The sequence below is a fragment of the Actinomadura syzygii genome (genome assembly GCF_008085905.1).
Taxonomy (GTDB): Bacteria; Actinomycetota; Actinomycetes; order Streptosporangiales; family Streptosporangiaceae; genus Spirillospora; species Spirillospora syzygii.
In genome coordinates this window covers 342,840-356,572 of sequence record NZ_VSFF01000010.1, presented here as the reverse complement: position 1 = coordinate 356,572, position 13,733 = coordinate 342,840, and the positions used below count along the sequence as shown (strand labels likewise).

The window sequence follows — 13,733 nt, the reverse complement described above, 5'->3', positions numbered from 1 at the left end:
CCACAATCTTCACTCATTTACCCGTATGTCTGACTCAATCGGAGTCGGCACGTTTAGGGGGATTTGTGAAGAGGATCGTTGTCATGGCCGCGGTGGCCGGGCTCGGTCTCACCGGGCTGGGCGCCACAAGCGCGCAGGCCGCGGGCCCCTCCACCGGATCGGCCGGAGGCTTCGAACCCGCCGCCGCGAAGTGGCACGCCTGTCCGGCGGACTTCGTCCAGCAGGTGCACGACCTGTACGACGTGATCTATCCGGTCTCGAAGATCGTGCAGTGCGCCGAGCTGTCGGTGCCGCTGGACTACGCCAAGCCGAGCGGCAAGAAGATCACGCTCCAGCTCACCCGGACGCCGCACACCGGCAAGGGCAAGGCCAAGGGCGACATCGTGGTCAACCCCGGCGGTCCGGGCGGCGGCGGCGCGCTCTTCGGGCCTCGGGTGTTCGCGCAGAACTCCGCCGCCATGCGCGACGCGTACAACGTCATCGGGTTCGACCCGCGCGGCGTCGGCATGAGCGTTCCGGCGCTCACCTGCGACAAGAACTACTCGAACGCGCCGCGGCCGGACTACGGCACCGGCGACCGCGCGTCCGTCCGCACCTGGCTGAAGCTGACCAAGGGCTACGCCGAGAACTGCGCCAAGAACGACAAGATCGGGCTGCTGAACCACATCAAGACCATCGACTCGGTCAACGACGTCGAGTCGATCCGTCGTGCGCTCGGCAACGACAAGCTCGACTACTACGGCGCGTCCTACGGCACCTACCTCGGCTCGGCGTACGCCACGGTGTACCCGAAGAAGGTCGACAAGATGGTGCTGGACGGCAACGTCGGCCCGTCGGACGCCTGGTACGACGCGAACCTCAACCAGGACATCCAGTTCGACAAGAACTTCGAGTACTACCTCGGCTGGGTCGCCAAGTACGACTCGGTGTACCACCTCGGCAAGAAGCAGAGCGACGTCCGCGCCTTCTTCTACGGCCTGCGCAAGGCGCTCACGAAGAAGCCGCTTCTCTACACCGACCCCGACAGCGGCCAGACCCTCGCCGTCGGGCCGGACGAGCTGACCGACGTGATCCTGAACGCGGGCTACCGGCGCAGCCAGGCCGTCTGGCACGGGTACGCGTCCGGGCTCTCGGCGCTCGCCAAGGGCGACGTCGCGACGTTCGCGCAGACCTTCGGTGCCCCGACCACCGGTGGCTCTGACGACAACAGCAACGCCGTCTACCTCGCCGTGCAGTGCACGGACGTCCAGTGGCCGCTGAGCTGGAAGAAGTGGCAGCGGGACAACGACCGCATCCAGCGCAAGCACCCGTTCGAGACCTGGGCCAACGCCTGGTTCAACGCGCCGTGCCTGTTCTGGGGCGCCAAGGCCGGCAAGCCGGTCGACATCGGGCACACCCGTGACCTGCCGAACAACATCCTGATGTTCCAGTCGACCGAGGACGCCGCCACGCCGTACGCGGGCGCCCTCGACATGCAGCGCCGCCTCAAGGGGTCGCGCCTCGTCGTCCAGGACGGCGACCGCACGCACTGCATCGTGCACCGCGGCTCGGCGGCGGTGGACGCCTACTTCGACGCCTACTTCCTGCGCGGCGAGCGCCCGAGCGCGCGGACGGTCCACGTCCCGCAGCTCGGCGACCCGACCCCGCCGGCGGCGGCGAACGCGAAGAGCCTCACGGGCGCCGGTGCGGCCGCCCGGATCGAGGCGGACGTCATCCGCTGACGTCCCCCGCGGGACGTGAGACACGGAAACGAGTAGGTCACGGAACCGAGTGACACGGCACCGCGCCGGTCCACGGGCCGACGCCCCGCACCCGCCCGCCGCGCACACGCGGCGGGCGGGTCGCGCCGGGGGCGAACGCCCGGCCACGTCACGAAGTTCCGCTGATCTTGTCACGATTCCGCATCCACTCCTTCCCGGCACTGCCGTCACAACCGGCTGGACCGTCACAATCTCCACGCAATCCGCATCCGCTATGCATCGGCGTGGCTCTCCCTCCGGCCCTCCGACCGGGGCCCGAGCCGCCGATCTGAGGGGGTCAGGTGAAAAGGATTCTTCTCGTCACGGCCGCGGCGGCCGTCGCGGCGGGCGGCACCGGAGCCGCCGTCGCCGCGAACGCCGACACCGGCCGGGCCGGCGCCGCGCCGGTCGCGGCCACCGGGATCGACTGGGGCAAGTGCGAGGTCAGCGGGCCGAACGACCCGATGAACCAGGCGCAGTGCGCCCAGGTCGCGGTCCCCCTCGACTACTCCCGCCCCGGCGGCCGCAAGATCTCCATCGCGGTGTCGCGGTTCAGGCACACCGACGACAAGAACTACAAGGGCGTCCTGTTCGTGAACCCGGGCGGCCCCGGCGGGTCCGGCCTGCCGTACGCGCCCGCGCTCGCCCGCTGGATCGCCGGGACCGGGCACGCCGACGTCGCCGCCAAGTACGACATCATCGGCTTCGACCCCCGCGGCGTCGGCTCCAGCAAGCCCGCGCTGACCTGCGACCCGAACTTCTTCAACCCGGTCAGGCCGGACTACGTCCCCTCCTCGAAGAAGGAGGAGGCCGCCTGGATCGCCAAGTCGGCGAAGTACGCCAAGGACTGCGCCACCAAGTTCGGCTGGCTGCTGCCGCACATGCGCACCACCGACGCCGCGCGCGACATCGACACGATCCGCGCCGCCCTCGGCCAGCCGAAGATCAGCTGGTACGGCTTCTCCTACGGGACGTACTTCGGCGCCACCTACGCCACGCTCTTCCCCAAGCGCGTCGACCGGATGGTCCTGGACGGCAACGTCAACCCCAGGACGGTCTGGTACGACTCCCAGCTCGAACAGGACAAGGCGTTCGAGAAGAACATGAAGTCCTGGTGGGCGTGGATCGCCAAGTGGGACTCGCTGTACCACCTCGGCAAGACCGAGAAGGCGGTCGAGGCCAAGTACTACGCGACGCGCGCCGCGGCGAAGAAGGCCCCCATCGCCGGGAAGATCGGCCCGGACGAGCTGGACGACATCGTCCTGACCGCCGGCTACAACACCGGCTACTACATCCCGTTCGCCCAGGCGCTGTCGGCGTGGGTCAACGGCAACGACGCCTCGGGTCTCCTCGACTGGCTCAACACCGGCGGGGAGGACAACGACTTCGCCGTGTACAACGCCGTCCAGGCGGCGGACGCCAAGTGGCCGCGCAGCTGGAGCAAGTGGCACAACGACGCCGCGAAGCTCTACAAGCAGGGCTACCGGTTCAACACCTGGAGCAACGTCTGGTACAACGCGCCCATCGCGTTCTGGCCGTTCAACGGCGGTCCGAAGTTCAAGCTGCAGGGCAGCAAGAGCCTGCCGGGGATGCTGCTCGTCCAGTCCACGCAGGACGCGGCGACGCCGGTCGTCGGCGGACTTGAGATGCACAAGGTGTTCCCGTCCTCGCGCCTGGTGTTCGAGCTCGGCGGCAAGACGCACGCCAACACGCTGAACGGCAACGCCTGCCTGGACGACAAGGTCGCCGCCTACCTCGACACGGGTGCGCTGCCGCGCAGCCACCGAGGGCCGGACGCCTACTGCAAGGCCGTCCCGGAGCTGAACGACCCGGACCCGACGGCCATGCAGGCGAAGGCCGCCGGAGCCCGCGCGGGCAAGGACCTCCCGGTCGGACGACGCCCGTAGCACGCGAACCGTGACCGCGGCGTGCCCGCCCGTCCCGCGGAGCGGGCGGGCACGCCGCGCGATCGTGTGACACGTCCCGGTTCGGACGGGAATCGCGTGATCCCGGGGATGCACTGGTCAGACGCCGTCCCCCGGTAGAAAGCGGGTGTGCTGAACGACGCTGGGAAGAGGGCCGCCGCCGGGACGGCCGCCGCCGCGATCACGTTCGGAGCCGCGGCCCTCGGGGCGCCGGCCACCGCCGCGCCCCGTTCCGCCCCTGAGCCGCGGCCGACCGGACCGGCATGGCGGGCGTGCCCCGCCAAGGATCCGGTCGAGGGCGGACGCCTCAAGGGCCTCCAGTGCGCGTCGGTGCGGGTCCCGCTCGACTACGCGCGGCCGCGCGGCGAGCAGATCACGCTCGAACTGACCCGCGCGCGGCACACAGCGTCGCGCTCCCAGGGAGTCGTCCTGCTGAACAGGGGCGGACCGGGCGCGCACGGACGCGACCTCCCCGGCTTCTTCAAGTCCGCGGTCCCGAAGGGCGTCGCCGCGTCCTACGACTGGATCGGTTTCGACCCGCGTGGTGTCGGGGCAAGCGCACCGTCCCTGATCTGCGACCCGTCCTACCAGGACCCTGGTCGCGCCCGTCCCGACACCATTCCCGCTGACGCCGCCGCCGAGCGGGCCTGGACGGAGCGTGCCAAGGCGTTCGCGAACGACTGCGCCCGCAAGTACGGCAGGATCCTCCCGCACATGGGCACGGCGAACTGGGCGCGCGACATGGACGAGATCCGCCAGGCCCTCGGCCAGGAGAGGCTCAACTACTTCGGCTACTCCTACGGCAGCTACCTGGGCGCGGTGTACGCGACGATGTTCCCCGGACGGGTCCGCCGCATGGTGCTCGACAGCGTCGTCCGTCCGAGCGGGGTCTGGTACCAGGACAACCTCGACCAGAACGTCGCGTTCGAGAAGCGGATCCGCGCCTACTTCACCTGGATCGCCCGCCACGACAAGGTCTACCGGCTGGGCGCGACGGAGCCTCGGGTCGCCGCCGCGTACGCGAAGGCGCGGCAGGCGCTCGGGAACGACCCCGTCGACGGGAAGATCGGCCCGTCCGAACTGGACGACGTGTTCCTCGCCGACGGCTACGGCGACTACGGCTGGGACGCGCACGCCAGGGCGCTGTCGGCCTTCGTCGTCCGGCACGACGCCGGGCCGCTGCGCAAGGCGTGGCAGCCGCCGGGCAAGCTCGACCAGAACAACTACGCGGTCTACAACGCCGTCCAGTGCCGGGACGCGGCCTGGCCGCGCGACTGGGGCCGCTGGCACGCCGACAGCGCCCGCCTCTACCGGGAGGGCTACCGCTTCGAGACCTGGAGCAACACCTGGTACAACGCGCCCTGCGCGTTCTGGCCGGGGACCGGCGGCCCGCCGCCCCGCGTGGCCGGGACCGCGGCGCTGCCGCCGCTCCTGCTCGTCCAGGCAACCGAGGACGCGGCCACCCCGTACCCGGGCGCGCTCGAAACGCACCGCGCGTTCCCGTCGTCGCGGCTGATCGCGCAGGTCGGCGGGCGCAACCACGGCGTCTCGCTGTCCGGCGACAAGTGCGTCGACGGCGCGGTCGCCGCCTACCTCGCCGACGGCCGCCTCCCCGCGAGCAAGCCGGGACCGGACGCGAGTTGCGCCGCCCCGTCCGAACCCGAGCCCGCCAAGGACAAGCGGCCGGACAGGGCCGAGCACACCGCCGCCCAGCGCTGAGCGGGGGCGCGGGGGTCTCCTCAGGGGTAGGAGACCGCGGCCGGACGGCGCCGTCTCCGGGGCCACGGGGGTGCGCGGACCGCCGACGACATAGGCTTGGCCACGTGGAGCTTTCAGTGGTGAGGGCCCAGCGGGGGCCGTTCCCGTCCCGGAGCCGGTAGCCGTGCGCATGCTGGGCTCGCTGCCGGTCCGCGTCCTGGACGACCGGCACCGCGCGGAGGCCCTCGCGATCCTCGACGCCGACCCGGTCTCCAACGTGTTCGTCGGGTCGCGCGTCCACGCGGCGGGGCTCGACCCGCGCCGGCTCGGCGCCCAGATGTGGGGCTACCTGCGCGACGGGCGGCTCACCTCGCTGTGCTACTCCGGCGCGAACCTCATCCCGGTCGCCGCGGGCCCTGAGGCGGTCCGTGCGTTCGCGGAGCGGGCCAGGGCCCAGGGGAGGCGGTGCTCGTCCGTCGTGGGGCCCGTGGGGGCCGTGGGGGACCTCTGGGAGATCCTCGCGCCGTACTGGGGGCCGCCGCGGGCGGTGCGGGCCGCTCAGCCGGTCATGGCGACGTCCGACGTTCCGGACGTGGCGCCCGACCCGTCCGTCCGCCGCGTCCGGATGGACGAGTTCGACATCGTGTACCCGGCGTGCGTGTCCATGTTCACCGAGGAGGTCGGCGTCTCGCCCAACACCGGCGACGGCGGCGTCCTCTACCGGGCCCGCGTCGCCGAGCTGATCCGCGACGGCCGCGCCTTCGCCCGCATCGAGGACGGCCGCGTCACCTTCAAGGCGGAGATCGGCGCCGTCACCCCCCGCGCCTGCCAGGTGCAGGGCGTGTGGGTGCCGCCGGACCTCCGCGGGCAGGGCCGGTCGGTGTCCGGAATGGCGGCGGTGGTCGGGGAGGCGCTGCGCGGAATCGCACCGACGGTGTCGCTCTACGTCAACGACTACAACACGCGGGCACGCGCCGCGTACCGGCGTGTCGGGTTCACCGAGCTCGACTCGTTCATGTCGATTCTTTTCTGACGTCGGCATTCTTTGCATACATGCCGCGTTCCACGTCGTCTGTCTGATTCAACTGACTTGTCATTGCCTGCCTGGTCTATCCGAATCCCGGAATCGATCTTCGCGGACGGGTACCATCCGGCCGTGGAGTTTGCCGGGGCATTACGCCAGGCCATTCAGGCCAGCGGGCTGACCCTGGAACGGATCCGCCACCGGCTCGGCAGGCGCGGTCTGGCCGTCAGCGTGGCCACGCTCAGCTACTGGCAGCGTGGTCGTAGCAGGCCGCGCTCGCGCGCAGTGGTCGTCGCGCTGGAGGAGATCCTCCAGGTGCCGCCGGGTACGCTGACCGAATTGCTGGACGATCCAGCGCCCACCGCGCCGCAGGTGCGCGGGGGCCTCGCGGCGGGTCCGCCGGGGACGGGGGAGCGCAACCGCCCGGCGCGCGATCTGTGGCCCGACCCCGAGCGGTACGCCGACCTCGTCGGCCAGCTCGACCGGTCGGGCGACCACCGCCTCGAACGCCTCAGCATCCATGACGTCTTCCGGCTCAACGAGGTCCGGCGCTCGTGGACGCTGTCGGTGCGCACCGTGCTGCGCGCGGCCGGCGACGACATCGACCGGGTGGTGTGCGTCCACCAGATCGCGGGCGCGCGGCAGCCGGGGAACACCGGCGACGGCCATCCCGCGGGCTTCTCCGAGGACGGCGCGGGCCCGGTGGGGACGTCCGGCGCGTCCGGCGTGACGGCGAGCGGCGTGCTGGCCGCCGCCGACCCGGCGGCCGCAACCGGTCAGGCGGCGGGCGGCGCCGCGACGGCCAGCGCCACGGCTGGGCTGTCGGAGGTGCGGTACTGCCGTCCGGGACGGGTCCGCGCCGAGGGCGGGATGGTCGCGTTCGAGCTGGTCTTCGACCGCGTCCTGTCCGCTGGGGACACGGCCGTCGTCGAGTACGAGATCGGCCCCGTCGAGGAGCCCGCCTACGACAGCTACGACCGTCGCTTCGCCCATCCCGTGCACGACTACGTGGCGATCATCCAGTTTGAGGGCGAGCGGCTCCCGGCCCGCTGCTACGGCTACACCGCGGAGAGCTCCGAGGCTCCCCGGCAGCGGCTCGGCGAGCTGTGGATCGGGACGTCGGGCAGCGCGAACATCGCGGTCGGGGCCGTCCGGCGCGGCATCGTCGGCATCGAATGGGAATGGCATTGACGCAATGGCATGGGAAGGAGGAATGGCGGACCGAAAGTCCGGTTCGCGGGCATACCGCGGGCCGCGCGGGTAGGATGCGTCGCCAGGCACGATCCGGGGTTCCGGTGCTCGCGACGCGGTCGCCGGGACTCACGGTTGTAGCAAGTTGCCTGTTGGCATCCAGCCACGGGGGACTTACAGTGAGCGCTGAAGTTCCAATTGCAGTAGTCAAGGCCGTTGTGCGGGGGCCGGCCGGAGCGGATCCGGAGGCCGAAAAATGCAGAGTGTCGCAGAGGACGATCTCCTACAGGTCCTTCAGTACGGTCCCTTCAACGTCGCCCTGCACGCGGCGATCCAGGCACGCGGGCTGAGTCTCGACTCGCTGCGCCGGAGGCTGGAGGAACAGGGCATCGCGGTCAGCCTGTCCACGCTGAGCTACTGGCAGCGCGGCCGGACGCGGCCGGAGCGCGCCGACTCGATGCGCGCCGTGCGGGGCCTGGAGGTCATCCTCGAACTGCCGCGTCATTCATTGCTGACGCTGCTGAAGCCCACGGCAGAACGCTCCACCGGGCCATGGCTGCCGGTGGAGGAACTGTGCCCGGAGCCGGGCGTCCGCGACCTGCTGAACGAGATCGGCGATCGCGGCGAGCGGCAGCTCACCGGGCTCAGCATGCACGACCAGTACCTCATCGGCCGCCGCCGGGAGCTGCACGAGGTCCGCGTCCGCGCGGTCTTCCAGGCGCAGCAGCGCGGCGTCGACCGGTGGATCGCCGTGTACCACCATCCGCAGGGCGTGCTGCCGTCCTCGCGCACCGTGCGCGGGTGCCGGTTCGGGCGCGTCCGGATGGACGAGGCCACCGGCCTCATCGCCGCCGAGCTGCTGTTCGACCGGTCGCTCGGCCGCGGCGAGACCTACCTGCTGGAGTACGGGTTCGGGTTCGACGAGACGGGCCCGCCGATCAACGAGGAGGGCCGCGGGTTCCGCGCGCCCCAGCACGAGTACCTCATCGAGGTGCGGTTCCATCCGTCGGCGCTGCCCGCCCGGTGCTACCGGACGTGGCGTCCCGACGGCCACACCGCGCTCAAGGACTCCGCGGACCTGCGGCTGTCCAGCTACCACAGCGTCCACTTCATCGAGTTCGGGATGGCCGCGGGCTACCACGGCATCCGCTGGGAGTGGACGTAATCCGCCCCGTGCTACTTGACCAGGAGGTCGAGTAGCCGGTCCAGCTCGGCGGCCGGGTCGTCGGCGAGCCCGGCGTGCACCGGCCCCGGCTGGACGATCGTGCTCCGCGGCGCGGTCAGCCACCGGAACCGCGCGCCCGGCGGCTCCTCGGCGGCCTGCCCGGCGCGCTCGCCGCCGCAGCAGACCGCGTCCACGCCCTTGAGCGCGGCCCGCACGCCCTCCATGTCGAGCGTGGGGTCGAGGGCGAGCAGGCGCCGCTCGTCCAGGTGGACGCGGCAGCCGAGGTAGTCGAGGGCCCGGCAGTACACGACCACGCCGACGTTCATCACTTCGCCGCGCTCGACGCGCGGCACGACCCGCAGCACGGCGTACTCGAACACGGTGGGCTGGTCGGCCGTCCTGATGTTGGTCCCGGGGCTCATGGCGCGCCGCCGCCGAGCCAGTCCGGCCGGTTCCGGCCGCGCGGCGCGGACGTCCCGGACGCCCGCCCGGCGACGTCGAGGTCCGGCAGCCAGTCGCGCGGCTTCCCGGCGCGGGGCAGCAGGACGTCGACGTAGGCGTCGCGCAGCGCCTGCGGGTCGGCGAAGCCGGGCTCGCCCTCCAGCCACAGGTCGGGGACCAGGGCGGCGACCTCGCGCAGCAGGCCCTCGGTGAGCTTCGGCGCGAGCTCGGCCTCGGCGGCCTCCAGCCGGGTCGCGTACGGGGTGAGGACGTGGTCGTCCAGGTCGTAGGGGCCGGAGAACAGGCGGGCCGCGTTCGTCCAGGCGTGGTGGAAGATCAGGCTCGCGCCGTGGTCGATCAGCCACACGTCGCCGTGCCAGACCAGCATGTTCGGGTTGCGCCAGCTGCGGTCGACGTTGCCGATGAAGGCGTCCAGCCACAGCACCCGGGACGCGAAGTCGGGGTCGGGGCTCCAGCCGAGCGGGTCGAACCCGAGCGACCCGGGCAGGAAGTCGACGCCGAGGTTCCAGCCGGGGCTTGCCTTGAGTAGGTCCTGCACGTCGGGATCGGGCTCGTGCCGCCCGATGGCGGGGTCGAGGTCGATGAGCACCTGGTCGGGGACCCGGAAGCCGAGCCGGCGCGCCAGCTCACCGGCGACGACCTCGGCGATCAGCGCCTTGCGGCCCTGCCCGGCGCCGTGGAACTTCATGACATAGGTCCCGAGATCGTCGGCCTCGACGACGCCCGGCAGCGACCCGCCCTCACGCAACGGCGTGACGTAGCGGATGGCTGTCACATGTGGCAACACGTCGCAACGCTACCGGGTTCGCGGCGGGCCGGGATAATCGGCGGCATGGGCGTTGAGCTGCTCGACCTGTCCGTGCCGATCACGACGGGCATGCCCGTGTACCCGGGCGACCCGGAGGTGGCGGCCGTCCCGGCGCTGACCGTCGCGGACGCGGGCGTGAACGTGCTCCGGCTGCACATGGGCTCGCAGACCGGCACGCACGTGGACGCGCCGTTCCACATCGACGACGCGCTGCCCCGCCTGGACGAGCTGCCCCTGTCCCGCTTCACCGGCCCGGTCGCCGTCATGGACGCGCGCGGTCTCCCGCCCCGCGCGCCCATCGGCCCCGACCTGCTCCCGGACGGGCTCGCGCCCGGCGTCGTCCTGCTCATCGCGACGGGCTGGTCCGAGCACTGGGGGAGCGAGGACTACCTGGCCCACCCGTTCCCGGCGCCCGAGACGGCGGAGGCGGTCGTCGCCGCCGGGGTGCGGACGGTCGGCGTCGACGCGCTCAGCGTCGACCGCACCCCGCCGCCCGGCGCGGACGGCTTCTCCCTCGCGGCGCACCGCGTCCTCTGCGGCGCAGGAGCGGTGATCGCCGAGAACCTCACCGGGCTCGACCGCGTCCTCGCCGCGCGGGACGCGGGCCGCGCGGTCGAGGTGTCGCTGTTCCCGATCGCGCTCGCGGGCGCGGACGGCGCTCCGGTCCGCGCCGTGGCGCGCGTCGGCGAGTGACCGATACTGGATTCGGGCGAACGGAGGGACGGGTGCCGTGAGGGTCTCGTGGGCGACCGACATGGGCAGCGCCGAACGCGGCAACGAGGACTTCGTGGCCGCGGCCGCCGCGGCCGCCGGGGCCGTCGTGGTCCTCGACGGGTGCGGGCTGCCGCTCGGCGCCGACCTCGGCTGCGCGCACGGCACGGCCTGGTACGCGCGCTCGCTCGGCGCGCGGCTGCTCGCCCGGCTGCTGGACGGCCTAGGCCCGGCCGCGAGCGCGCCGGTCGGCCCGCCGGAGGGCGCGCACCGGCCCCGCGAGCGCCCGCTGGTGGCGCGGCTCGCCGGGGCGATCGAGGACGTCGCCGCCGCGCACCGGGCGACCTGCGACCTGCGCCTCGCCACGACGCCCGCGGCGACCGTGGTCGCGGTGCGGCGGCGCGGCGAGCTGGTCGACTACCTGGTGCTGGCCGACTCCACGCTGATCCTGGACGGGCGCGGCGGCCTCCGTCCGATCACCGGCGGGCCGTACTACGCGGCGGCCGACCCGGCGGTGGCGGACGAGGCGCTCACCGGGACCGTCCCGGCGGCCGAGCTGAGCCGCGTCCTGCTGCTGACCGACGGCGCCACCCGGCTCGCCGACATGTTCGGCGTCACCGACTGGAAGGGCCTCGCCGACCTCGCCTCGGGCCCCGCCGGGCCCGCCGGGCTGATCGAGCGGACGCGCGCGGTCGAGCGGACCGACCCGAGGTCCGTCCGCTGGCCGCGCGGCAAGGTCCACGACGACGCGACGGTCGCGGTCTGCGCCTTCTGACCGGGCGACCCGCCCCAACCGAGCGGCTGCTTGGTTCGGTAGGGTGGGCGGCCGGGCGTCCGCCGGCGGGAGGAGGCCGCGGGATGCGGCTCGGGATCACGATGTTCGCGACCGACCGGACCATGCCGCCGCACGAGTTGGCCCGCGCGGCGGAGGAGCGCGGGTTCGCGTCCGTCTACGTGCCGGAGCACACGCACATCCCGGTGTCCCGCGAGACGCCGCCGCCGACCGGCGACGCGGCCCTGCCCGCCGAGTACGCGCGGACGCTCGACCCCCTCGTCGCGCTGGCCGCCGCGGCGGCCGTGACGGAGCGGATCACGCTCGGCACGGGCGTCCTGCTCCCCGCGCAGCGCGACCCGATCGTCACGGCCAAGGCCGTCGCCACCCTCGACCGGCTCGCGGGCGGACGGGTCGCGCTCGGCGTCGGCTTCGGCTGGAACGCCGAGGAGGGCGCGGACCACGGCGTCCCCTGGAAGCGGCGGCGGGCGATGGCGCGCGAGCACGTCCTCGCCATGCGCGCCCTGTGGACGGACGACGAGGCGTCCTTCGAAGGCGAGTTCGTGGACTTCGGCCCGTGCTGGTCGTGGCCGAAGCCGTCCCGGCGGGTGCCGGTGCTGCTCGGCGGCGCGTCCGGGCCGACGCTGTTCGCGCACGTCGCCGAGTACGGCGACGGGTGGCTGCCGATCGGCGGGGCGGGCGTCCGCGAGGCGCTGCCCGACCTGCGCCGGGCCTGCGCGGAGGCCGGGCGCGACATGGTGCCGGTCGTCCCGTTCGGCACGAGCCCGACCCCGGAGAAGCTCGACTACTTCGCGTCCCTCGGGATCGAGGAGGTGGTGCTGCGCGCGCCCGGCGCGGGACGCGACGCCGTCCTGCCCCTGCTGGACGAGTACGCCCGCGCCTACCTGTAGCCCGCGCGCCCGCCCCGCGGTCTCGGCTAGCGGATCATCCGGAAGCAGAAGAACGTCGGGAAGCGGACGTACTCCCCCTTCCCGGCCTTCACCGCGCCGATGATGGCGAACACGAACTGCCCGATCAGCGACTCCAGGTAGGGGACGGCGAGCGCGACGAGGAACCAGGGCGACAGCACGATCGCGGGCGCCGCGCAGAGCGCCGCGACGGCGAGCAGGTGGATCAGCAGGGTGATCTCGTAGTTCAGCGCCTGCGCCGCGTGGTACCTGGTGAACGGGGAGGTGTTCTTCTTCACGCAGTAGATGATCAGCGGCGCGAGGAACCCGATCACCGCCACTCCGACATAGGAGAAGATCGCCCAGGTCGTCTCCTCGCCCTGCCCGTGCTGCGGCATGCCGTGCGGGACGCCGGGCGGCCCGTACCCCCAGCGCGGGTCGTACTGCCCGCCCGGCGGCTGACCGGGCGGCGGTCCGTACGGGGGAGGCTGGTCGGTCACTGCGCGTTCCCTCTGGTCCAGGGGCGGTCGGGGAGTCATGCAGAACCTATCCAAATCAGGGCGGGCCGGGCATGTGGCCGTCCTCTTGATCGACCCCGGCGTTCGGACCGGTCCGCCGCACATCTTAGAATCGCGTTCGACTCATCGGGGGACGTAGGGGGCGTCCCGCACGGGAGGGGTGCATGAACGCGATGCCGGACGAACGGCCCAGGCTCGACGCGGAAGAGGCCGCGACGCTGGCCGGGCTCGCCGCGCGCGTCCGCGAGCTGACCGAGGCCGCCGTGCTCACCGGCGTGGACGCCGCCGAGGCGGCCGCCGTCGCGGACGAGGTCGCCGCCCTCACCGCGCGCCTCGGCGCGGAGCGCCGCGAGTTCCCGCCGTTCGCCGCGTCCCCGGACGGCGTCCGCATGGACCGGCAGCTCGCCAACCCCGTCACCGGACCGCTGAACCCGCTCGCGCCGCCGATCGAGCTGGAGGTCACCTCGGACGGCATCGTCCGGGGCGAGTTCACGCTCGGCCCCGTCTACGAGGGGCCGCCGTCGTACGTGCACGGCGGCGTGTCCGCGATGGTGCTCGACCAGGTCCTCGGGATGGCGGCGGCCGCGACCGGGACGCCCGGCATGACCGCGACCCTGGAGCTGCGCTACCGGCGTCCGACCCCGCTCGGCGTCCCGCTGCTCGCCGAGGCGAAGGCGAGCCGCGTGGAGGGCCGCAAGGTGTTCGCGTCCGGGACGATCGCCGCCCCGGACGGCCGCGTCACCGTCGAGGCCACCGCCCTGTTCGTCATGCCGCAGCGCTTCGTCACGTCCCAGTACTGAGACCGCCGACGG

Annotated in this window: 13 protein-coding genes; 10 read left to right on the top strand and 3 right to left on the bottom strand. The window is 72.7% G+C overall.

The window, feature by feature from the left end:
- Positions 1 to 83: 83 nt before the first annotated feature.
- The 6 genes from FXF65_RS27005 to FXF65_RS26980 all read left to right on the top strand — a co-directional run bounded on the left by FXF65_RS27005 (position 84) and on the right by FXF65_RS26980 (position 8,742).
- Positions 84 to 1,721, top strand: coding sequence for an alpha/beta fold hydrolase (locus FXF65_RS27005; protein ID WP_222868751.1), 1,638 nt, complete (start codon positions 84 to 86; stop codon positions 1,719 to 1,721).
- Positions 1,722 to 2,041: 320 nt separating this feature from the next.
- Complete coding sequence (locus FXF65_RS27000) at positions 2,042 to 3,646, top strand: alpha/beta hydrolase (RefSeq protein ID WP_246199127.1); 1,605 nt, start codon at positions 2,042 to 2,044, stop codon at positions 3,644 to 3,646.
- Positions 3,647 to 3,793: 147 nt separating this feature from the next.
- The gene (locus FXF65_RS26995; RefSeq protein ID WP_148352821.1) at positions 3,794 to 5,383 is read left to right on the top strand and encodes an alpha/beta hydrolase; all 1,590 of its coding nucleotides are present in this window, start codon (positions 3,794 to 3,796) and stop codon (positions 5,381 to 5,383) included.
- A gap of 169 nt (positions 5,384 to 5,552) precedes the next feature.
- The gene (locus FXF65_RS26990) at positions 5,553 to 6,395 is read left to right on the top strand and encodes a GNAT family N-acetyltransferase (protein ID WP_148353013.1); all 843 of its coding nucleotides are present in this window, start codon (positions 5,553 to 5,555) and stop codon (positions 6,393 to 6,395) included.
- 123 nt (positions 6,396 to 6,518) lie between these two features.
- Entirely contained in the window at positions 6,519 to 7,577 is a 1,059-nt protein-coding gene (locus FXF65_RS26985) for a helix-turn-helix domain-containing protein (RefSeq protein WP_148352820.1), read from the top strand.
- Positions 7,578 to 7,833: 256 nt separating this feature from the next.
- Positions 7,834 to 8,742, top strand: coding sequence for a hypothetical protein (locus FXF65_RS26980; RefSeq protein ID WP_148352819.1), 909 nt, complete (start codon positions 7,834 to 7,836; stop codon positions 8,740 to 8,742).
- A gap of 11 nt (positions 8,743 to 8,753) precedes the next feature.
- Here FXF65_RS26980 and FXF65_RS26975 read toward each other — a convergent pair whose 3' ends face one another.
- Both FXF65_RS26975 and FXF65_RS26970 read right to left on the bottom strand, forming a co-directional pair.
- Positions 8,754 to 9,164, bottom strand: coding sequence for a DUF3037 domain-containing protein (locus FXF65_RS26975; RefSeq protein WP_148352818.1), 411 nt, complete (start codon positions 9,162 to 9,164; stop codon positions 8,754 to 8,756).
- Complete coding sequence (locus tag FXF65_RS26970; RefSeq protein ID WP_148352817.1) at positions 9,161 to 9,991, bottom strand: HipA family kinase; 831 nt, start codon at positions 9,989 to 9,991, stop codon at positions 9,161 to 9,163. Before FXF65_RS26970 ends, FXF65_RS26975 begins: the two co-directional genes overlap by 4 nt.
- Positions 9,992 to 10,036: 45 nt before the next feature.
- On the opposite strand from FXF65_RS26970, the gene FXF65_RS26965 reads away from it, so the two are divergent.
- From FXF65_RS26965 to FXF65_RS26955, 3 genes are all read left to right on the top strand, one after another.
- The gene (locus tag FXF65_RS26965) at positions 10,037 to 10,705 is read left to right on the top strand and encodes a cyclase family protein (RefSeq protein WP_148352816.1); all 669 of its coding nucleotides are present in this window, start codon (positions 10,037 to 10,039) and stop codon (positions 10,703 to 10,705) included.
- 37 nt (positions 10,706 to 10,742) lie between these two features.
- Entirely contained in the window at positions 10,743 to 11,498 is a 756-nt protein-coding gene (locus FXF65_RS26960) for a protein phosphatase 2C domain-containing protein (protein ID WP_246199126.1), read from the top strand.
- A gap of 83 nt (positions 11,499 to 11,581) precedes the next feature.
- The gene (locus tag FXF65_RS26955) at positions 11,582 to 12,406 is read left to right on the top strand and encodes an LLM class F420-dependent oxidoreductase (protein WP_148352815.1); all 825 of its coding nucleotides are present in this window, start codon (positions 11,582 to 11,584) and stop codon (positions 12,404 to 12,406) included.
- A gap of 26 nt (positions 12,407 to 12,432) precedes the next feature.
- On the opposite strand, the gene FXF65_RS26950 is transcribed toward FXF65_RS26955, so the two are convergent.
- Complete coding sequence (locus tag FXF65_RS26950; RefSeq protein WP_187412523.1) at positions 12,433 to 12,903, bottom strand: DUF4870 domain-containing protein; 471 nt, start codon at positions 12,901 to 12,903, stop codon at positions 12,433 to 12,435.
- A gap of 182 nt (positions 12,904 to 13,085) precedes the next feature.
- Between FXF65_RS26950 and FXF65_RS26945 the strand changes: the two genes are divergently transcribed.
- On the top strand, positions 13,086 to 13,721 hold the full coding sequence (locus FXF65_RS26945; RefSeq protein ID WP_148352813.1) for a PaaI family thioesterase: 636 nt from the start codon (positions 13,086 to 13,088) through the stop codon (positions 13,719 to 13,721).
- Positions 13,722 to 13,733: the final 12 nt, after the last annotated feature.